Source organism: Candidatus Epulonipiscium viviparus (assembly GCF_000171335.1).
GTDB classification, from domain to species: domain Bacteria; phylum Bacillota; class Clostridia; order Lachnospirales; family Cellulosilyticaceae; genus Epulonipiscioides; species Epulonipiscioides viviparus.
Map to the genome: position 1 here is coordinate 1 of NZ_ABEQ01000034.3, position 21,103 is coordinate 21,103.

Genomic DNA, 21,103 nt, shown 5'->3' on the forward strand with positions numbered 1-21,103 from the left:
TTGCTGTTCAGGGCATCAAAGAAGGCTACACTTCTATTATGATCGACGGCTCTCACGAAAGCTTTGAAGACAATATAGCAGTATCAAAGGCAGTCGTTGCAGTTGCTCGCCCCAACAACATTGCTGTCGAAGCCGAGCTAGGCAAAGTGGGCGGCAAAGAAGATGACTTAGAAGTTGAAGTTGATACAAATACCGATCCTCAAGAAGCAAAAGAATTTGTAGAGCGCACTGGTGTCGATTCGTTGGCCGTTGCAATTGGAACCGCTCACGGATTTTATGTTGGCGATCCAAAGCTAGACAAAGCACGACTTGATGAGATAAAAAAATTGGTTTCTATACCATTGGTGCTGCACGGGGCATCTGGCGTTTCTGATGCAGATGTTGCAGACTGCATTAGGCGCGGGATATGCAAAGTAAATTTTGCCACAGACCTTAGAGTTGCTTATACCGATGGTGTAAAAGAACTATTAAAAGTGGCTCCAGATACTTTTGACCCCAAAAAATTTGGCGAAGCCGGRATGAAAAAAGTTAGCGATCTTGTTAAAGCAAAGATGGAAGTGTGTGGATGCGTTGGCAAAGCGCAAAATTCTAAATGCTGTAAATAGTTTTCTTGTAATGTGAAAGGGGAGAGAACGTTGGATAAATATCTGATGGGTATGGACATTGGAACGAGTTCTTGTAAGGTAGCGATTTTTGATACAAAGGGAGAAGTTGTGGCCCAGACAAATGGAGAGTACCACACCTATTATCCTCAAGAAGGCTTTGTTGAGCAAAACCCCGAAGAGTGGTGGAACGCCGTTTGCGAGGCTTCAAAGCTATGCATCCAAAAGGCAAATATCAATCCTGAACAAATTGCAGGCGTGGGAGTTGCCGGGCAAAGCTGGTCTGCTATTGCTGTTGATGTAGATGGAAATGTTTTGGTAAATAACCCTATATGGATGGATACGCGAAGCTCCGATATATGTAAAATCCTCACAAATCAATTGGGGCCGCAACGCATATTTGAGCTTTCGGGAAATTCATTACAACCAACTTACACAACCGGCAAAATTATTTATTATAAATTGCATCATCCCGCGGTTTATGAACGCATTTTTGCTATATTACAATCTAACAGTTATATCGTATATAAGCTCACCGGAGAATTTTCTCAAGACAAATCGCAAGGCTATGGCATTCATTGTTACGACATGAAAGAGGGCACGTGGGATCAAGATATGTGTGCTCAACTTGGTATTAAAGCATCTATCCTTCCTAAAATATATGAGTGCAGTGACATTGTTGGGTCTATTAACAAAACTGCAGCTGAAAAATCTGGATTGTTAGAGGGCACCAAAGTTGTTGCAGGCGGACTAGATGCTGCTTGTGCCACGCTTGGAGTTGGGGTTATTCACAATGGCCAAACCCAAGAGCAAGGTGGGCAAGCTGGCGGGATGAGCATATGTATTGATACGTATAAAGCAGAYCCAAGGCTGATCATGAGCAATCACGTCGTACCAGGCAAATGGTTATTGCAAGGCGGCACAACTGGTGGTGGCGGAGTTATGCGATGGGTGGAGCGAGAGTTGGGTGACCGTGGCACTGCAAAAGAACGCGGGCTTAGTTCRTTTGACTATCTCAACGAAATTGCTGCAGCAGTTCCAGCTGGATCAGATGGCGTAACCTTTCTCCCTTATATGGCAGGCGAGCGTTCACCCATTTGGAATCCATACGCAAAAGGTGTATACTACGGTCTAGACTTTAGCAAAACAAGAGGGCATATGGTTCGCTCTTCTATGGAGGGTGTCGCATATTCGCTAAAGCATAATCTCGACATTGCAAAAGACGCGGGCGCATCGGTTAAAGAACTCGTTGCCACCGGTGGCTCTGCAAACTCGCTACTGTGGACACAAATCAAATCGGATGTAACCGGCAAGGACATCATTGTGCCCGCATCAGATGAGGCGACTCCTCTTGGCGCTGCTATTTTGGCTGGAGTCGGAGTTGGTATCTATGATAGTTTTGAAGATGCAGTGCGAAGATGTGTCACAATTAAGAGGATGCATACTGCTAACAAAGATAACCAGCTAACCTATGGGCAGGGCTATAAAAAATATCTCAAGTTGTATGATCTATTAGAAGACATGATGCAACCGCAAGAGAATTGATGATAAGAAAGGGTGTTAATATGAAAGCAGCTGTCGTTACTGCAAATGAAGTTGTTGAGTATCTAGATTATCCAGAACCAGAAGTATCGGCTGGTATGGTTAAAATTAAAATTAAGGCATCTGGCATATGCGGATCGGACATTCCTCGTGTACTTCACAATGGGGTTCATTTCTATCCTATCGTTTTGGGGCATGAATTTTCGGGAGATGTTGTGGAAATAGGAGAAGGCGTTAGCAAAGTTAAGGTTGGCGACCGAGTTTCTGGCGCACCACTCTTGCCCTGCCTATCCTGCGAAGACTGCCAGCAAGGCAACTACTCACTTTGCAAGAAATATAGTTTTATCGGCTCTCGAGAGCAGGGAAGCAACGCAGAGTATGTCGTAATCCCCGAGCGAAAYGCTGTACCATTTGACTCGAGTATTCCATACGAACAAGGGGCAATGTTTGAGCCGTCMACTGTTGCTTTGCATGGGCTGTTTTTAAACGATTATCAAGGCGGAGCCAAGGTTGCCATACTCGGCGGCGGRACCATCGGCATTTTCACTATGCAATGGGCAAAAATCTTTGGTGCTGCAGAAGTTGTAGTATTTGATATAAGCGACGAGAGGCTTGCACTTGCCAAGAGGATGGGCGCTACAAAAACTTTCAACACTCTCAAAGAAGGATTTATGGACGACGTTTCTGAATTTACGGATGGCAAGGGCTTTAAGTATGTTTTTGAAACTGCCGGGCAAACTACAACAATGCATTTAGCATTCGAACTTGCTAGTAACAAAGCAAACGTTTGTTTTATAGGTACTCCACATGTGGATTTGACATTCACTCCTAAAATGTGGGAAAATATGAACCGCAAAGAATTTAAGCTTACAGGCTCTTGGATGTCATATAGCGCACCATATCCTGGAAAAGAATGGGATTTAACCGCCCATTACTTTAAGACTGGCCAGCTCAAATTTGACCCTGCTTTTATTGCAGAAAAAATGCCGATGTCTTTGGCCCAAGAAGCGTTTATGCTTTTTAAAGAGCCCGGAAGAGTTAAGGGCAAAGTATTGTTAATCAACGACTAAAAAATTAAAATTAAAGGAGAGTTAATAAGAATGGAAGTAATTTCACAAAATCTTATACCAAAGAGAACTTTAAACAACGGATTAGAAATCCCGGCAATTGGAATGGGGACATTTGGCTCAGATAGATATAACAGCGAGCAAGTATCTGCTGCAGTTAAAGGCGCAATCAAGGTTGGATACAGACTTTTCGACTGTGCTGCTTGCTATCATAACGAGGCTGAAATTGGCAAAGTTTTCACCGAAGCAATAGAAGAGGGCCTTGTTCGACGCAAAGATCTATTTATCACAAGCAAAGTTTGGAATGACATGCACGGTGCGGGCGATGTTTTARTTTCTTGCGCCAAGAGTCTAAAAGACTTACAGCTTGAGTATATCGACTTATTCTTTATCCACTGGCCTTTCCCTAACTATCACGCGCCTGGTTGCGATGTAGACTCTAGAAACCCAGATTCAAAACCGTTTAGCGTCGAGGAATTTATGAAAACCTGGCAGCAATGTGAAAAATTAGTGGATATGGGTCTTGTAAAATCTATTGGTATGAGTAACATGACAATTCCTAAACTCAAAGCAGTATTGCCTTTGTGTAGAATCAAGCCAGTAGCAATCGAGATGGAGCTGCACCCATGCTTCCCGCAGCCAGCTTTGTTCAACTATCTCAGAGGGCAAGATATTCTTCCAATTGCATTTTGCCCTATCGGATCTCCAGAGCGTCCGGAAAGAGATACCACTGCAACAGACATTACAGACATCAACGAGCCAGAAATCCAAGCAATCGCAAAGGCTCACAACATCCACCCAGCTGTAGTGTGTTTAAAATGGGCTGCGCAACGTGGGCAAGTGCCTATTCCTTTTGCAACAGAAGAAGCATTCTACACTAGCAACCTAAAATGTATCACCGAAGATCCGCTCACAGAAGCAGAAATGAAAACTATCGAAGGCCTAGACAAAAACAATCGTCTTATTAAGGGGCAAGTATTCCTTTGGGAAGGCGCAAATGATTGGGAAGACCTTTGGGATCTCGACGGAGTAATTGTTAAATAATTTTGTAATATAACCTTCTGTGCCGGAATAATCTAGCTAGAAGGTTATTTTTTATGTACAAATTAAGGAGGAGCACATGTATTTTTCGTTATTAGCAATTYTRTATTTGGTATTTATAAGTCTAGGGCTGCCAGATTCGCTTCTTGGAACGGCTTGGCCAATAATGCAACTGAATTTCGATGTCTTAATATCATATATGAGCATACTCAGTGTCATYACATCATTTGGCACCATAATATCTAGCTTATATTCCGACTGGCTCACAAATAAATTTGGTGTAGGACGTGTTGTTGCAGCAAGCGTGTTACTTTCTGCAATATCGATTGCGGCCTATGCGGTTGTCGACTCGTTTTGGGTGCTATGTCTAATTTCACTACCTTATGGGTTAGCAGCAGGTGCCATCGACGCTGCAGTTAACAACTTTGTTGCCTTACATTATAAATCTTCCCATATGAGTTGGCTACACTGCTTTTGGGGAGTTGGAGTATCTATTAGTCCATACATAATGAGTATTTCGCTTGCCAATACATCTGACTATCGACAAGGCTATGCCACAGTTGCCGCATTACAAGTAGCCATACTTTTTGTCGTGTTAACCGCCATGCCGCTATTTAAAAAAGTGGCTACGAGAAATGGCGCTGTCGCATCAGCCACAGAAAATAGAGAATCATTTAAGATTAGTCAGTTATTACAAATCAAAGGTGTCAAATTAATCCTTATGAATTTCTTTTGTTATTGCGCAATCGAGGCAACAGTGGGTGCATGGGCTAGCAGTTACTTTGTTTATGCCAAAGGCATCGATGCCGACGTCGCAGCCCGATTTACATCATACTTTTTTATCGGGATTACTGCAGGACGATTTGCTAGCGGCTTTATAGCAAATAAATTTGGCGACCAAAAAATGATCCTATTGGGAGAATCTGTCATTGCCCTTGGCTGCGTTATGCTATTCTTTAATGCAACGACACTTGCTGGTCTACTGCTGATCGGCTTAGGATGCGCACCTATCTATCCTTCTATAATTCACTCTACACCAGACAACTTTGGAGCGCAATATTCTCAAGCAATTATCGGATTAGAAATGGCCGGAGCATATACAGGGTTACTCTTGATGCCAGCTCTGTTTGGAGTTTTAGCAACCGAAATTGGAGTGGAGCTTTATCCAATTTATACAGCCGCGTTGGCTATTCTTCTTATTACAACCACTGTAATGTTCAATAAGAAAATCGCTAGATCATAAGATCTTTACTTTCGCTCTAAAAATGGCTTCGCACAAGTTTTAACAAAGAAGTCGACCAACGGTCCCATACAAAATGCCGTAATAACCGTTCCTACGTTCACCGCGCCTAAGATTTGGGACCACGATTGATTAGCAATAGCAAAGCACGCAAGCCCAACCATTACGCATACCAAATCCGTTGCTATTCTGCAATATTTAAAAGGCATCAGCTTCCATTTGTTTGCCATGATCAACGCTGTAGCATCATATACAGAAACACCAAGATTTGACACAAAGTAAAACGACGTTGCAAAGCAGAGCAAAACTATAGCAGCCACCAATAATATAACTCTTGCCAATACACTCATTTCCGGAAAAGCACTCAATAGCGCAGCATGACTAAATTCGATTATGTATCCTAGCAAAAACCAATTTACAAAAGTTGTGATGCCTATATATCGCCTGTCAACAACAGCAACAAAGACAAAAAATACGACACTTACTAAGGTAAACAATGTTCCAAAACTTATTGGAATGATAGCGTTAAGCCCCGACATAAAAGTCTGGTATGGATCTATTCCAAATGCCGCCCTCTTAAACATTCCCACTGCAACTCCCACTAAAACTATTCCAAATACAGACATCCCAATTCTTTTAGCTTTCTTATCCATACTCCACACCCTTCGTAATATTTTATTCATAAATACTACTATACCTCGCTAAATAAGTCAACTAACAATTATCGCAAAACCAAATTATACAACTTTACTCTTATACTTCATATTATATATTCTGCGACTATATTTATCGCTAACAGCAAAATATTTTCAATTTTTATTAACAATTTTGTCCCATTACGCATACTATATATTAAAAAGTATAGGAGGGTGAATCATTATGTTAATAGTAGTAGACGCGGGGCATGGAGGAAACGACTCTGGCGCCGTTGGGCATAGCGGTCTATATGAAAAGAATATCGTATTAAAAGTAGCAAGAAAACTTGCCGAACTTTTAGCTTTGGCCGGTATCGAAGCATTGCTAACAAGAAACAGTGATACGTATCTTACATTAATGGAAAGAAGCACATTGGCAAACAACAAAGGAGCAGAATATTTTATCAGCGTACACGCAAATTCAGCAACTAACAACACTGCAAGAGGTGTCGAAACTTATGTCTATTCTAAAGTAGGCAAAAGCTATCCACTTGCACAAGATGTTCAAAAACATCTTATAGCGGCAACAGGATTTAACGACAGAGGGGTTAAAGTTGGCAATTTTTCGGTATTGCGAGAAACCAAGATGCCTGCCATTTTAGTTGAGATAGGATTTGTATCCAATCCAGAAGAAGAAGCACTTTTATCAAACGATGCTTTTTTAGATAAAATAGCAATCAGCATATATAATGGAGTTGCAGAATATCTCAATCTTAAAATAGAGACAGAGACTATGGGACAGGAAGCAATCAATAGACTTTTTGAATTAGGAATCATTCCAACAAAATACAACCCCGATTCTAATGTAACCTGGGCTCAACTCGCAACATCATTATTACGAATAATTAACAAATAAAACGAGATTCTAGATTTTTATAAACGTTTTTGATATAATAAGAACAAAAGAAAAGATGAGGTGTTATCATGGTAATGGATGAGTTTAAAGAAGCACGAGCACAAATCAAAACTGCTCCTTTTAAAGTAAAAGTAGATTATTACTGGTATTACTACAAAGTTCATGTACTCACTACAGTTGCTGTAGTTTGGATATTTGGAAGCTTAATCTACAATTTTGTTACACAACTTCCCGTCGCGGTTAATGTAACAATGATAAATGCTTTTGAAACCGAAGATGTAACAGATCAATTTGTTTCTGATATTGCGGAATATTTTGGATTATCAACAGACGAATATGACTTCGATTTTGATGCTACAACGCTTTTGGACCACGAGCATCAAGATATGAACTATGTAGCAGCGCAGCAAAAATTAATTGGACTAATAGCATCAAGGGCTATCGACGCATTTGCTGCAGACACATTTACATATCTCACAATGATCGGAACAGGTATGTATATAGATCTCAATACTATATTTAGTGCCCAAGAGATGGAGCAATACAAAGATAACTTATTCTATGTCGATCAATATTTATTGGAAAATCCAGACGTGGCAGCAAGCATGCCCGACGAAGAAATGGCTAAAATCGACCCTACCAAACCAGAAACTATGGAAAATCCGATTCCGATCGGACTAACTATTCCACAAGATTCAGTATACCTCGATAGTTATAATTTTATCCATGATGATATGATTATAGGAGTGGTTGCAAACAGTGAAAGAATGGATGCTGCAAAAACATTTATCAATTATATCATGCAAAATTAAGTTATAAACAAATTTATATTTGCTGCAAATGCAAGGAATAAACTGCTCCTTGTTGTTTTTGCAGCAAGTAAAAACGTTGCGGCAAAACTATAAAACAGTTCTTTGTATGTGTATAGCTCTTATGACATAGCAATAGTTTCACTTATAACGCCTTGATGAGCCATATTCCAAAATATTTTTCTCTAATTTCTGCTGTGTTTCTGTATCAATATCTTTAAACGCAACTCTATATATAAATTGATGTGTATCAACTTCCTCGAAGTGTTCCAAAATTCTYCCCTTTAGAGTAAGACGCAGATTATGAAAACTAAAGTTTATGTATACATTTAATGGAGGAACAATTTTTGTTATACTAGTAAACTTCAATCCACCTGCAGAGATATCAATAGTAATACCTTTGATTGGTGGTGGCGGCTTAACCTTAGAATTTTTTTCTGCAATAACAATCAATGTTACCGGTACCGTTGCCTCTTGCCTAAAATGGTTTCTCTGTCTTTTTTGATGAATAGGCGAAATAATTTGTGCCATATAAAAAGTAGATTTGTCTTGCGGAATCTTTTTTACAATCGAAACATTTGCAACAAAAGTAGAATGGCTTGTTAGCATATTAATAGTATGCTTTTTAGACAAGTTAAGATTGATATTGGTTTGACGAAGTTCTAGCAGCAAATTGCTTTCTTGCCAGTTTGCAAGTTTAACACCATAAGTAGTGTTCTCATCAATTAATTTTATACGCATATTGGGATCTAATAAGATTACAGACTGATACGTATAAATACTTTTTTCAATTTCATTTTCTGTATAATTTTTCATTACAAAATTCCCCCTTTTAGTATTATTTTGTAGGTAGTCGAACAGTGCACTGCACTATTCACTACGCTATTTTTTATTTCTTAGTTTTTTCTGGCGCATATTCACTTTCCAAAAACGCCATAACTTCATCTTCTGGCATTGGTTTGCTAACAATATATCCTTGCAGTATATCGCAATTATAAGATAGCAAATAATCTAACTGCTCACGCTCTTCTACTCCTTCTGCCACAACCTCCAGATCCAATTCATGTCCCAAATTTATTATTGGTCCTACAAGATTTTTTCTTCCGGTACCAATATCATCTACAAAACTTTTTTCAATTTTTAACACATCAATTGGCAGCTGCTTGAGATAAGTTAAAGACGAATATCCCGTTCCAAAATCATCCAAAGCGATTATAATCCCCATGTCTTGCAATTTTCTAATCTTTGCAGTATTAGTTTTTATATCTTTCATCAATATAGTCTCTGTAATTTCTATATGCAGTTGCTTGGTATTCACTTTAGTCCGCTCTACTATTTCACGCAATTCTGGAACAAAGCTCTTTTGAGTAATTTGCACAGCAGAAATATTAACGGCAACATGAACGTTTTCATATCCCGCATCTCTTAATTTATTAATAAATTTACAAGCTTCTTCAATAATCCAAGCTCCCATAGGAATCATAAGCCCTGTTTCTTCTGCACTTGTAATAAATTTAAATGGCGGAATAATTCTTCCATCTGGCTTAAGCCATCTAATTAAAGCTTCAAATCCACGCACTTTATTTGTTAGCATGTCTACCTGAGGCTGATAATACAAAGAAAATTCGTTATTTTTTATACCTTCTCTAAGATCACTTTCCATATACATTTTTTCAAGTACTGTTTGTTTAAACGATGGGTTATAAAAAACAAAGTTACGCTTGCCTTCTGCTTTTACTCGATGCATAGCAATATCAGCATTATTTAATATATCTTCAAAATTTTTCCCATCTTTTGGATAAACAGAGATTCCCGCACTATAAGATACACCAAAGCTTACTCCCGAATTAGTAAATGGCTCATCAAATATTTGTGACAGAACCATCATAAAATCGTTGATTTCATTTTCATCTTCAAAATCTTCTATTACTATTAAAAATTCATCTGCAAAACATCTACCTATAATAAATTTATCATGTTTTATACCATTAACTCTCTTTATTATTTCATTTAGAACGGCATCACCAAAAGCTCTCCCAAATGAATCATTTATCGATTTAAAATTATCTGCATCTAAATAAATAAACGCTAACTTGGTATCTTTGTGCTCATTGAAATATCTAATGAAGAAATTTTTATTCGGACTTCCTGTCACTGGATCATATAGCAAGCTCATAGACTGTTCTTCACTATTTTTTTCTTCATTTATATCAACCATTGTTACAAGAATGTTCATCAGATCACTATTTGCAGGTCTAAAGTATTTTACCATCAAATATATCCAAATATTTCCACGAACCGAATGGTTATATCGAATTTCCATACTATATTCAAATTTATTAGTTTTTAGAGCCTCTTCATGATAACTACATATTTTGGAATAAGAGTAAATATCAATATTCTTGTGATTTTCTAAAAAAAATGCATTTTGATTTAATAATTCACGAATTTTTGTAGAGGCTTGAGACTTTTCTATCGCACCTGTTTTTATGTTTAACTTGTACAATACAGTTGGAGTGTCATCTTCGATATAAAAATTTTCTATTTCTATGGCTGTACTTAATTCTCGGTATTTTTTATTCAAKGCTTTCTCTAAATCAGATACATTTGAATGTAATTTTTTTGTATATCTATTATTTTTCTGAATTAGATCATATTTTTTAATATCTATAGCTGATAATTCTATTTCTTGTTTATTTGTATTTTTTTCAACTGTACATACAGTATAGATTAGTTCTTCATCTCTTGATTTAAATGTCATATCTATACTACTCTTGTTGTTTGTATCTCTTATCTTTTTCCAAACAGTATCTACACTCTCCACGTTTTTATACAAGATTATATCTCGAAATCGGTCCTCTTTGTCGTTCAACCCTAATCGTTTTTGAGCATATTCATTCGCTGCAACAATTGTACCATTGTAATCAATTTTCAATATCATTACTTCTTCTAATGTCCCATTATTATATTGTTCAGGCATCTGGCTCCTCCTTTAAAATCTTATTTATAATTAGTAAATTAAGGGAAATTTGTTCTACTGTTTTTAATCCTCAATATCAGCTCATGTTAGTATACCTCATAAAGAGCTTTCTGTAAACTTCTTTTCATTACTCGAAAAATCTGTGTCAACAAACTATCCACTTAAAGTTTGAACAGTATAATTTAAAGAAATAACTTACTCTACATAAAATACAATTTTTTGTATATTAACATTAAACATTTTTGCTAGACATATCTCTGAGTCTTTTGGGTAATTTACACTTTTAACTATTCTCACATTAGGCTGAAAAATATTTACAGAACTTTCTTCTGTTACAACTGCAATGTCTCCATTGGTTAGCTCCACCAAAGTGTCTGGTTCATATACATTGGTATTTTCTCTAAAGATTTCCAAATAATGTGGATCTAATGACAATGTCTTCTTAACAAAATCGGCTTCCAAAGTTAAGCAATGTTCTTTTAGTTGCTGCTTTATATTGTAATACGATTCTATTATGGAAATAATTCGAGCTCCTTTTGGAATAGTTTCACCCTTCAACCGGTTTGGATATCCAGAGCCATCATATAATTCTTCGTGAGCCAATATTATACCCAAAACATCCTCAGGAAGATTGTATTTTTCTTTTAAATACTCATACGATTTTTTGGGATGATGTTTATTATTTTCTCCACTAATCCACTTAATATTCGGCGTTACAAGCGAAACATCTTTTAGCAATGCCGCCAAACACACCGCCGCAGTTGCTCTCGGGTTTAGTCCTAATTTTAGCGCAAACAAAGTACTTATCATAGCGATATACACTATTTTTTCTTCTGTTGCGTTTCCTTCTATTTTTGCATCCTCATATACTATATCCAATTCATTCCTATTTGTATAGTAGTATTGCACAATCTCATTAACAAGTTCTATTGTTCCAATCAAAGCTTCATTAGTAGCTAGTCCAACAGCTGTAATCGCAATCATTTTTTTGAGCGTTGCAATTTTGTTCATCATATGCCCAGAATCAGCAATATACTTAGGATTAGCCGCTGTAAAACAATATTCATCTGTAATATAGACAGACGCTACTTTTTCGTCCTTCAATTTTCCTAACTGTGCTTTAGTAAGCCTAGTCCCGCGAGGAAATATCATTTCACCTGTTTCACCCAATACATCTAATGCTAGCTCACTATCTTCTTTTAACCTTATAGTTGGTACGCTTCTCATAATCTCTCTCCTTTATTATCTTTTAAATTTACTTTTAACTTGAGATTTCGATAATTTATTATCATTTCTAGCAGTTTTACTTAAGGTCTGTCGTTGATACAATAAAATATCATATATTAACTTTTCTTGTTTACGATATTCTACATTAATAAATGCTACTCTATATACAGTATCTTTTTCTTTACTTTCTTCAAAGTGAGTTAAAACCCTTCCTTTTAAATGGTATTGATTATTTAATAATATAAAATCTATATCGATTATTGTATCATCTTCTATTATTTTATTAGTTGCAAATTTAACTCCTCCGGCCGATATATCCATTGTCATAACGCTCAACATCAGCTCCGATTCTTCAAAATATTCATCTCTAATATCGGGTTCTGGCAAATATATCATTAGTTCAATTTTTGCTTCTAATCTAAAATGTTCTCTAGATTGTTTTTTATGTATGGGCGAAATTAGTTCTAATACATAAAATACATTTGGGTATTTTAAAATTTTATTTGTTGCATTCACATTAGCTAATAACAACGACTCTCCAACTTTAAATTGAATARCATACATATGATTAGTATCTAATGGTTTTTCTTGTGGCAATGCAATAATTATTTGCTTTTCTTCCCAGGAAGATATAGTTGATACATAACTCACCTTGCTGTCTGAAATTTCTAATTTTACTTTAGTACTTGATGTAATTACATCTTTCCATTCTTGTATACTATCTTTAATTTGTTCTTGTCGCATTTTTTGTATTCTTAACTTACTGATTTTTTCTTGAATTTGCATTTGTTCTTGTTTTTTTTTCTTTACTTCTGATGCAGGCGATGTTTTTATCATATAGACACTTCCTTTCATTGTTATTAATATAATTATATATTTTTTTCTTTAATTATATCACATTTTTCAAAAAAACGTCTATATTTTTCCAATTATTTTTTAAATATATCCAAAAAGGCTAACTCCAGCACATATTCATACCAGAGTTCATTGTACTTTTTTTATTATATTTTTATTTCATTTTTTATTCTATTATATACTTCGTTAAAAGAAAGATCATACTTTAGTGAAATTTTTTTAACATCTTCATATTCGGGGTATACATATGTCTCATTTTGGTGCGTCACAACTTTAACTCTACATCTACCAAAACTTGACTTCACCTTCTTTATTTCTCTTTTCAAAATGGTTCTATCAACTTTATATTTTCTAATGCCTATTGTTGATAAATGTTTAAACACAAAATTCTCGACTTGCTCTATCTTTTCAAGTTTACAAAGGACACTAAGTTTTATAGCTGGTCTATTTTTTTTCATTTGTATAGACGTAAAATATGCATCATTAATTCCTAGTTCAAACAATTGTTCAAGAACAAAGCCGAGATTTTCACTCGTGCTATCATCTATATTTGTTTCTAGCATCCATAGACTATCTACACAGCTTTTTTTTTAGTTTCTTCTATTAACATTGTTCTAAGAATATTGGCATTTGGAAAATCCTTTTGACCCACACCAATTCCTGTTTTTACAATTTTAAAATCATTTGGAAGTTCATCAATATTTACCAATGCTGCAAGCACGGCTGCGCCAGTTGGTGTTACCATTTCACTTCTTGTTTCTGTGATTCTCATATTTAGACCACTTTCCTGAAATATATTCACTACTGCAGGTACTGGCACTGGCATAATTCCATGTGCACATTGCACAAATCCTGTCCCTTCATAAACTGTTGATGCTGCTATTTTGCTTATGCCTATATTATCTATACATACCGCCACGCTTACTACATCCACTATAGAGTCCACTGCCCCTACTTCATGAAAATGTATTTCGTTCATCGTTTTGTTATGAGCTTTTGCTTCGGCTCTAGCAATAAAGCCAAATATCGATTTTGCAATAGTTTTTGCGTTATCTGTTATTCCACTTTCATCAATGATTTTTGTGATATCCGCTAGGTTACGATGCGTATGGTGACTATGGTTGTGTTTTTCTGACTTATTATTTTGTGTCTCTTCTACTTCTGTGTCCTTCTCTTCTTCGGCTTTGCTAGAATCTTCATCTACTGCTTCTGAAACATGGTGATAATGATCGTTTTCTCCTATATAATCTGGATGCCTTCCATCTGCCAATGCGACATTAAAGCTAGTTCCAAAAATTCCGCATTTGCTACTGGTATCTATTTCCAATTTGTATCCATCAATATTGAGGCTATCTAATGCATCAAGCAACACTTGCTTATCAGCTCCCAAATCCAACAAACTAGCAACGCTCATATCTCCGCTTATTCCACTGAAACATTCAAAGTATAATATCATAGTAATTCTCCATTCGTCATATTTTTATTTTGCCGCATTTACAATTAATCTATTGATTTGCGTACCTAGATATCCTGCCCCAAATCCGTTATCTATATTTACAACACTGATTCCTTCGGCACAAGAATTTAACATGGTCAACAACGCTGAGATCCCTTTAAAGTTTGCTCCATACCCTATTGATGTTGGCACTGCTATCACAGGCTTATCTACCATTCCTGCTAATACGCCAGGCAACGCTCCTTCCATTCCCGCAACAGCAATTATACAGTTTGCCTTATTAATTTCTTCTATTTTAGAAAATAATCTATGAATGCCTGCAACTCCCACATCATAAACACGCAATACTCGGCTTCCAAAAAACTCTGCAACTTGCGCAGCTTCTTCTGCAACCGGTATATCACTTGTCCCTCCTGTACAGACTGCCACCATTCCTGTATGATTTTTCTCTACCGTTTCTAATTTTAAAATTCTAGAGACTGGTTCGTATATTACGTCTTCAACTTCTTGCGCCACTGCAAGATATTGTTTTTCAGTTGCCCTAGTTCCCAGCACTTCTATTTTTTCTGCTACAAAATGCTTGTATATTTTAACAAGATGCTCATCACTTTTACCTTCACAGAAAATTACTTCTCCAAATCCACTTCGCAACTTTCTGTGGTGATCGATTCTCGCAAAGCCCATATCTTTAAATGGCAAATGCTTTAACGCCTTTTCTGCCTCTTCTATAGAAACAGCACCAGACTTTACTTCTTTCAAAATTTTACTTATATCCATTGATACCAATTTATCCTTTCTGCAAATGTATATCCATACTTCCACTTCTAAAGCCTTCTAAATCTAACGTTATATACAAAAACCCCAACTGTTTAAAACGCGTAACGATATCTTCACGATGCGCCACGGCAGAATTAATATCTGTTGAATCTATTTCTATTCGAATGATATTATCATGCAGTCTCACACGATTCTTGGCAAACCCTAGATCTTTTAAAAAAGCTTCTGCAGTATCAATTTTCTCCAGTACTTTCATATCCAATTTGGTATTATATGGAATTCTCGTTGCCAAGCAAGGTGCACTCGGCCTATTATAAACGCTCAACCCCATTTGCTGTGCATATTTTCTTACTGTTGCTTTATCGATTTTTAATTTTGCAAGAGGGCTAATTATTCCCAACTCTTCCAATGCCCTAATCCCCGGACGATACTGAGATAGATCATCTAAGTTTGTGCCATCCACAGCGTATTTTAAATTATGCTTCGCAGTATAATCGATCAGTTCCTCAAATAAAAATCTTTTACAATGATAACATCTGTCTATCGGATTTTCTATTATCTCTGCTTTTGTGAGCTCATCTATAAATATTACTTTGTGAATTGCCCCAACTTCTTCTGCAACTTTTGCCGCAATTTCAAGATCCGCTTTGGGATGCAAGCTTGTTTCAAATGTTACCGCATGCACCAAGACTCCCAACTTTTTGCCTTCTTCTGCAGCTACTTTAAGCAACAGCGAGCTATCTACTCCTCCAGAAAATGCTATGGCAACTCCCTGCGCAACCAGCTCTGCCATAAATTTTTTTAGTTGATTCATATCTATTCCTCTTTATTATATCGTAATTTCGTTAATTAATTTTTTTCCTGCAATAAATCTAGCTACGTTTTGTAAAAAAATTTCTATTATCGCTTCTTGTATGCCAGTTTTTCCTGCTCCGCCCGCACAATGAGGTGAGATAATAGCAGATTTGATACCCCAAAGTCTGTGATCTGCTGGCAATGGCTCGGGATCTGTTACATCCAATGCCGCTCCAGCAAGCTTTCCGTTTTCTAATCCATCACACAGAGCTTCGGTATCCACTATTGCTCCTCTAGCTATATTTATCAAAATTGCGTTGTCTTTCATTTTGGCAATGGCCGCMACATCAATCAAATGTTTTGTTTCATCATTAAGCGGCGCTGCGATCGCAACTACATCCGCTCTCGGAAGAAGATCGTCCAACTTATCAATCAAGTAGACTTCATCTGCATAATCTGGCTTCCCTAGATTAGAACGTCTTACTCCTATTACATATGCGCCCATCGATTTTACCAACTTCGCATATGCGCCTCCTATTTCACCCATTCCTATTATCAACACTGTTGAATATTTGATAAGACGAACAGCTGGCACATTTTCCCATTTTTGCCACACACCCATTTTTTGAAAATCTCTATGAATATTAAAATGCCTAAATAAAATCAAATTCATTGCCAACATATGCTCGGAAATCGAATCGTTATATGCCCCACTAGCACTAGCAAACTTAATATGCTTTAGATTCTTATGCTCTAACAAGAAATCAAACCCAGCAGACTGCAACTGAACAAATTTGAGATTTTGTAGATTTGGCAACCTTTCTATTTTTCCTATTCCAAACATAATATCTGCATTCTCTAAATTATTTTCTCCAAAAGCAACAGTCACTTCTGGATAACTTTCTTTTAATCGCTCTGCTATCATAGCAAAATTTGGTGCCATAATATTTATCTGCATCAATATCTCCCTTTCAAAATATTTGCCACATCATTCTATCGCAATAATTATATCCAATCAAGGTATAAAATATTTATGACACATAAAAAGCTTGATAGTTACTGCTGTTTTTGCTAAAATAAAACCAAAAAGGGGAACCATTATGAAAAAAAGGTTAAACTACCTGAGCGAAGTTAAGGCAAAACGCAAACGAAATAAAATAATTTTTAATACTATAATTGCGTTATTAGTTATATTCGCTATAATTATTATTATTCCAAACGGCTATATGATACAAGTAGCCGGGCACAATGTTGGTGTAGTAGAATCAAAAGAAGTCTTTGACGAAAGTTTAGAAGTTGTTCTTGCACAAGTGAGGCAACAATATGATTCCGATGTAAAATTAGAATATATGAACGAGGTTAAGATATTCCCATTCAAAATGCTTAATAGCAACAAAATCACTTCCAATTATCTTATCACCTATTTACGAGAACATCTCGGATTTATGATAGAGTTTCGAGAGCTATATGCTGGTGATACTTTAGTAGGAATCATCGAATCTGACGAAATGCTCGATGATCTTCTTAGTGCTCTTACCATTAAATACTATGGATCGGACCAACCGTCTGAGTTTGTTACAAAACTTACCACCAAACCATATTTTACAACTACGAAATCGCTTATGAGTTTTGATGAACTTGTTGCTGCAGCAGCGCAATCTGTACCTGCTAAAGTGGAATATAAAGTTAGAGCAGGTGATACATTGTGGGAAATTGCAGAAAGTCTTAGAATAAATAGAGACGAAATTACAAAGAATAATCCTAAGATAAAAAATGGGGTTGTTGTTTTAAATTCAGTCATTGAAGTTACGATTGACGTGCCTTTAATTGACGTGGCACTTACAAATAAAAATGACGCTAGAGAATTTATCACATATATAGAGTAAGAGTAAACAAAACTCGTGAGAAAAGGAGCAAAATATGATATGCCAAAAGTAGTTGTAGTAGAAGACGAAAAAGCTATTTCTGATATTATCAAGTATAATTTAGAAAAAGAAGGCTATGAAGTTTTAGTTGCTTATGATGGAGAAGAAGGATTAGAAATGATTTTGACAACCAATCCAGATATCGTGCTATTGGACATTATGATGCCTAAAATGGATGGGCTTTCTGTATGCAAGCTGGTTCGCAAAACCAAGAATATGCCTATAATTATGCTTACTGCAAAAGCAGAAGAAATTGATAAAGTTGTTGGGCTTGAATTAGGCGCAGATGACTATATCACAAAACCTTTTGGAATGAGAGAACTTATTGCCAGAGTTAAGGCACAACTAAGACGAGGAACTTCTCATGAAGAAATACGCATTCCAGAGCCTCTTGACGAAAACACCATTGTAGAAGGCAACTTGAGAATCAATTTGGAAAAATATGAAGTTACAAAATCTGGTAAAATCATTGATTTAACACTTAGAGAATTTGAATTACTAAAATTTTTGGCAATGCAAAAAGGCAAAGTTTTCACTCGAGAAATTCTTCTTGAAAAGGTATGGGGCTTTGAATATTTTGGAGATGTTAGAACCGTTGATGTAACCGTACGAAGACTTCGTGAAAAAGTTGAGGATGATCCTGCCAAGGCAACATATGTCTTAACCAAGCGTGGTGTTGGCTATTACTTTAGAGGTTAAAATGAAAATTGGAATTCAGTGCAAAATCATAGGAATATATTTGAGTGTTGTGTTAGTTATAATGATMGCAAGCGGCAGTGTAATTATATTTCAAATAGAAGAGCAATATTTTAATAAGATGCGYATAAAAACAGAAGGAATTGCTGTTTCTGTGAAAGAAATACTGGATTTTGAGGGTAATGTGGACCTAATAAAAGACCGAGATTTGCTTATTTCAAAGCTTCAAAATTTGACAACAATAGGCGAAGAAACAGATATATATATTCTCAACAATCAAGGATTCGTAGAAATTGCATTGGGCACACAATTTAAACGAGGAGACTATGTACCGGGAACTCATAAAAATGGATTTGCAGGAGTTGTGAATGAGACCCTTTCCACACATAAAATGGCCACATCAAACTGGATTTACCTGGCAAATGGTGGCCATAACTCTCAAAGTACATTAGAACACGCACTTCCTATTCGCAATTACGAAACAGGAGAAATCAAGGCAATTATATATGTTATTTCGGATACAGCAGAAATTTACGCAAACGTTGATACAGTTATGAGTACTCTAGGAATGGGAACACTTGTTGCATTGGCATTGGCCGGAGCATTTAGCGCAATATTTGCCAGAATGATCACACAACCAATTAAGGCCCTAACCAGAAGCGCTAAATTACTACAAGAGGGAGCGTTTAAAAAAATTCCAAACGAATCCAGCGATGAAATAGGTCAACTCACAATGAGCTTTAACCAAATGGCTCAAGAACTTCGACGAACATTGCTTGATATTTCTAGCGAGAAAAATAAATTGGAACGAATTTTAGAAAATTTAGCAGATGGCGTATTGGCATTTAATCGGCAGGGCGTATTAATTCATGCAAATTCTGTTAGTTATGATATGATTGGCCAATCCACAATTGACCATCGCTTTGATTTTATATTTCCAAAATTTGGATTAGACGTTTCGTTTGACAATATTTTAGAAGATGACGAACAATATAAACAAGGCATTATGATGAATATTGGAGATAAATTTATAAGCTTTCATTTTGCATCATATGAGAGCAGTCACGGAGAAAAAGAAGGGCTAACAGTGGTAATGCAAGATGTTACCAGTCAGCAAAAGCTTGATCAAATGCGCAAAGACTTTGTAGCCAACGTATCGCACGAGCTTAGAACTCCTCTAACCACAATAAAAACATATACCGAAACATTAATTAGCGGAGCAATCGACGAAAAAGAAACAGCGCTAGACTTTTTATCAGTTATGGAAAAAGAAACAGATAGAATGACGACACTAGTCCATGATCTGCTGGAGCTGTCTAAAATAGACAACAAGCAAATGCAGCTAAATATACAAGTGATGGATATCTATTCTCTTTTGTTGGATACGATACGAGCACAAGCGATACAAGCAAAGTGTAAGCATCACCAGATAAAGCTGAGCTACAACAAAAACAAAGAATATTTGATAGAAGGAGACCCGGCTCGCATTGGTCAGGTGTTTCACAACATTTTGTCAAATGCAATAAAATATACAGAAGATAACGGACAAATCAAAATCAATCTATCTTCTAACGACCAGCAAGTAGTGATCAAAGTTAAAGATACAGGAATTGGAATGAGCAAAAAAGACCTCGAAAGAATCTTTGAGCGATTTTATAGAGCCGACAAAGCTCGTTCTCGCAAAATGGGAGGCACTGGTCTTGGATTGTCTATCGCAAAAGAAATGGTCGAACTTCATGGCGGGAGCATCAAAATGGAGAGCGCACTCGGTCATGGAACTACTGTCATCATYACCTTCAATGCTTTAAATTTRGACTATGATTTTTTGGAATAACTGTAAAATAAAAGTTATTCCAAAGTAATGCCCACGTAATACAAAACGGCTATAATAGGAATTACAAGCAGAGGAGGTGACATAATCGATGAAAATCAATCGATACATCGCAAGAATAATGATTCTGGGTGCTATCACACTTGTAAATAACCAAGCTTTTGCAACAGCAGAACAGGAAACAATCCAACAAATATTGGATTCAAATAAATATAAGGAAACCGATTCTTCTATAGAATTTATGGCAAACGAATATGTTAGAGTAATCCAACCTATAATATTACTGCAGGCAGATTCTTTTGTTACTACTTTTGAGAAGGAAATTAACTTAATGGGAGAAGCACGTGCCGGAACACAAATATCTATTACAATTTACAGCGGCAATGAAGTTTACAAAAAATATGAACTCGAACCAGTAGGTGCCACCCAAACTTTTAATCAACTTCTTAGTTTGCAAGAAAAGGACAACACCATAGTATTAAAATATACACATCCAGATTTACCCACCCAATCAACTACAATAGCAGCAATCGATCCTGGCTTTGATAAACTAACTGAAGCTGACCTAGCAAACTCTATAGTTACTAAAATATATAGGCAACCCGAAGAACATAAATTGAAAATAAAAAATTATATAGTAAGTACTCCCGGGGACTTGCCAGGTAATTTAGTAGAAACACCACCACCACTACCAGAGCATGGGGAATAA

General features: G+C 36.5%; 21 protein-coding genes. 11 read left to right on the forward strand and 10 right to left on the reverse strand.

The annotated features are described in order from the left end of the window. The 5 genes from EPU_RS06205 to EPU_RS06225 form a co-directional block, all read left to right on the forward strand. Nucleotides 1-605: class II fructose-bisphosphate aldolase (locus tag EPU_RS06205; protein ID WP_010167713.1), on the forward strand; the 605-nt coding region annotated here is incomplete at its 5' end. A 30-nt stretch (nucleotides 606-635) separates the two neighbouring features. Beyond that, a complete protein-coding gene (locus EPU_RS06210; RefSeq protein WP_029488130.1) occupies nucleotides 636-2,147 on the forward strand; it encodes a xylulokinase in 1,512 nt (503 codons plus the stop codon). Between the two features lie 20 nt (nucleotides 2,148-2,167). Then, a complete protein-coding gene (locus tag EPU_RS06215) occupies nucleotides 2,168-3,214 on the forward strand; it encodes an alcohol dehydrogenase catalytic domain-containing protein (protein WP_029488131.1) in 1,047 nt (348 codons plus the stop codon). 30 nt (nucleotides 3,215-3,244) lie between these two features. Beyond that, nucleotides 3,245-4,255 carry an aldo/keto reductase gene (locus EPU_RS06220; RefSeq protein WP_010167716.1) on the forward strand — a complete coding sequence of 337 codons (1,011 nt, stop codon included), beginning with the start codon at nucleotides 3,245-3,247 and terminating at the stop codon, nucleotides 4,253-4,255. A 76-nt stretch (nucleotides 4,256-4,331) separates the two neighbouring features. After that, the gene (locus tag EPU_RS06225; RefSeq protein ID WP_029488132.1) at nucleotides 4,332-5,495 is read left to right on the forward strand and encodes an MFS transporter; all 1,164 of its coding nucleotides are present in this window, start codon (nucleotides 4,332-4,334) and stop codon (nucleotides 5,493-5,495) included. A 5-nt stretch (nucleotides 5,496-5,500) separates the two neighbouring features. Here the strand turns inward: EPU_RS06225 and EPU_RS06230 are convergent, their stop codons facing one another. Further along, nucleotides 5,501-6,145, reverse strand: a complete 645-nt coding sequence (locus EPU_RS06230) for a YczE/YyaS/YitT family protein (protein ID WP_010167718.1) — start codon at nucleotides 6,143-6,145, stop codon at nucleotides 5,501-5,503. Nucleotides 6,146-6,371: 226 nt separating this feature from the next. On the opposite strand from EPU_RS06230, the gene EPU_RS06235 reads away from it, so the two are divergent. Further along, nucleotides 6,372-7,043, forward strand: a complete 672-nt coding sequence (locus tag EPU_RS06235; RefSeq protein ID WP_010167720.1) for an N-acetylmuramoyl-L-alanine amidase family protein — start codon at nucleotides 6,372-6,374, stop codon at nucleotides 7,041-7,043. Between the two features lie 68 nt (nucleotides 7,044-7,111). Then, complete coding sequence (locus EPU_RS06240; RefSeq protein ID WP_010167722.1) at nucleotides 7,112-7,855, forward strand: hypothetical protein; 744 nt, start codon at nucleotides 7,112-7,114, stop codon at nucleotides 7,853-7,855. Between the two features lie 138 nt (nucleotides 7,856-7,993). Here EPU_RS06240 and EPU_RS06245 read toward each other — a convergent pair whose 3' ends face one another. The 9 genes from EPU_RS06245 to EPU_RS11730 form a co-directional block, all read right to left on the reverse strand. Further along, nucleotides 7,994-8,668, reverse strand: coding sequence for a PilZ domain-containing protein (locus EPU_RS06245; RefSeq protein WP_010167725.1), 675 nt, complete (start codon nucleotides 8,666-8,668; stop codon nucleotides 7,994-7,996). Between the two features lie 73 nt (nucleotides 8,669-8,741). Further along, entirely contained in the window at nucleotides 8,742-10,832 is a 2,091-nt protein-coding gene (locus EPU_RS12700) for a putative bifunctional diguanylate cyclase/phosphodiesterase (protein WP_010167727.1), read from the reverse strand. Nucleotides 10,833-11,027: 195 nt separating this feature from the next. Beyond that, nucleotides 11,028-12,059, reverse strand: a complete 1,032-nt coding sequence (locus tag EPU_RS06255; protein ID WP_010167729.1) for an HD-GYP domain-containing protein — start codon at nucleotides 12,057-12,059, stop codon at nucleotides 11,028-11,030. A gap of 15 nt (nucleotides 12,060-12,074) precedes the next feature. Next, nucleotides 12,075-12,896: a PilZ domain-containing protein gene (locus tag EPU_RS06260; protein ID WP_010167731.1), complete on the reverse strand. Its 822-nt coding sequence runs from the start codon at nucleotides 12,894-12,896 to the stop codon at nucleotides 12,075-12,077. A gap of 164 nt (nucleotides 12,897-13,060) precedes the next feature. Further along, a complete protein-coding gene (gene larC2, locus EPU_RS14405; RefSeq protein ID WP_010167732.1) occupies nucleotides 13,061-13,477 on the reverse strand; it encodes a nickel pincer cofactor biosynthesis protein LarC2 in 417 nt (138 codons plus the stop codon). An 11-nt stretch (nucleotides 13,478-13,488) separates the two neighbouring features. Continuing rightward, on the reverse strand, nucleotides 13,489-14,370 hold the full coding sequence (larC, locus tag EPU_RS14410) for a nickel pincer cofactor biosynthesis protein LarC (RefSeq protein ID WP_010167734.1): 882 nt from the start codon (nucleotides 14,368-14,370) through the stop codon (nucleotides 13,489-13,491). 24 nt (nucleotides 14,371-14,394) lie between these two features. Beyond that, nucleotides 14,395-15,147 (reverse strand): nickel pincer cofactor biosynthesis protein LarB, encoded by a 753-nt coding sequence (gene larB / locus EPU_RS06275; protein WP_029488134.1) that lies wholly within the window; start codon nucleotides 15,145-15,147, stop codon nucleotides 14,395-14,397. 10 nt (nucleotides 15,148-15,157) lie between these two features. After that, a complete protein-coding gene (gene larE, locus EPU_RS06280) occupies nucleotides 15,158-15,961 on the reverse strand; it encodes an ATP-dependent sacrificial sulfur transferase LarE (RefSeq protein WP_010167738.1) in 804 nt (267 codons plus the stop codon). A 15-nt stretch (nucleotides 15,962-15,976) separates the two neighbouring features. Next, nucleotides 15,977-16,900 carry a D-2-hydroxyacid dehydrogenase gene (locus EPU_RS11730; RefSeq protein WP_010167739.1) on the reverse strand — a complete coding sequence of 308 codons (924 nt, stop codon included), beginning with the start codon at nucleotides 16,898-16,900 and terminating at the stop codon, nucleotides 15,977-15,979. 142 nt (nucleotides 16,901-17,042) lie between these two features. On the opposite strand from EPU_RS11730, the gene EPU_RS06290 reads away from it, so the two are divergent. The 4 genes from EPU_RS06290 to EPU_RS06305 all read left to right on the forward strand — a co-directional run bounded on the left by EPU_RS06290 (nucleotide 17,043) and on the right by EPU_RS06305 (nucleotide 21,103). Then, nucleotides 17,043-17,828: a LysM peptidoglycan-binding domain-containing protein gene (locus EPU_RS06290; protein WP_010167741.1), complete on the forward strand. Its 786-nt coding sequence runs from the start codon at nucleotides 17,043-17,045 to the stop codon at nucleotides 17,826-17,828. Nucleotides 17,829-17,867: 39 nt separating this feature from the next. Next, entirely contained in the window at nucleotides 17,868-18,566 is a 699-nt protein-coding gene (gene yycF / locus EPU_RS06295) for a response regulator YycF (RefSeq protein ID WP_010167742.1), read from the forward strand. Nucleotide 18,567: 1 nt separating this feature from the next. Beyond that, entirely contained in the window at nucleotides 18,568-20,397 is a 1,830-nt protein-coding gene (locus EPU_RS11735) for an ATP-binding protein (RefSeq protein WP_052296470.1), read from the forward strand. 88 nt (nucleotides 20,398-20,485) lie between these two features. Further along, nucleotides 20,486-21,103 (forward strand): hypothetical protein, encoded by a 618-nt coding sequence (locus tag EPU_RS06305; protein WP_010167744.1) that lies wholly within the window; start codon nucleotides 20,486-20,488, stop codon nucleotides 21,101-21,103.

What these genes read in the sequence shown, in the direction of transcription:
- EPU_RS06230 (WP_010167718.1), bottom strand. Translation starts at nt 6,145, where the DNA reads ATGGATAAGAAAGCTAAAAGAATTGGGATGTCTGTATTTGGAATAGTT.
- EPU_RS06235 (WP_010167720.1), top strand. Translation starts at nt 6,372, where the DNA reads ATGTTAATAGTAGTAGACGCGGGGCATGGAGGAAACGACTCTGGCGCC.
- EPU_RS06240 (WP_010167722.1), top strand. Translation starts at nt 7,112, where the DNA reads ATGGTAATGGATGAGTTTAAAGAAGCACGAGCACAAATCAAAACTGCT.
- EPU_RS06255 (WP_010167729.1), bottom strand. Translation starts at nt 12,059, where the DNA reads ATGAGAAGCGTACCAACTATAAGGTTAAAAGAAGATAGTGAGCTAGCA.
- larC2 (WP_010167732.1), bottom strand. Translation starts at nt 13,477, where the DNA reads ATGCTAGAAACAAATATAGATGATAGCACGAGTGAAAATCTCGGCTTT.
- larC (WP_010167734.1), bottom strand. Translation starts at nt 14,370, where the DNA reads ATGATATTATACTTTGAATGTTTCAGTGGAATAAGCGGAGATATGAGC.
- larB (WP_029488134.1), bottom strand. Translation starts at nt 15,147, where the DNA reads ATGGATATAAGTAAAATTTTGAAAGAAGTAAAGTCTGGTGCTGTTTCT.
- larE (WP_010167738.1), bottom strand. Translation starts at nt 15,961, where the DNA reads ATGAATCAACTAAAAAAATTTATGGCAGAGCTGGTTGCGCAGGGAGTT.
- EPU_RS06290 (WP_010167741.1), top strand. Translation starts at nt 17,043, where the DNA reads ATGAAAAAAAGGTTAAACTACCTGAGCGAAGTTAAGGCAAAACGCAAA.
- yycF (WP_010167742.1), top strand. Translation starts at nt 17,868, where the DNA reads ATGCCAAAAGTAGTTGTAGTAGAAGACGAAAAAGCTATTTCTGATATT.
- EPU_RS06305 (WP_010167744.1), top strand. Translation starts at nt 20,486, where the DNA reads ATGAAAATCAATCGATACATCGCAAGAATAATGATTCTGGGTGCTATC.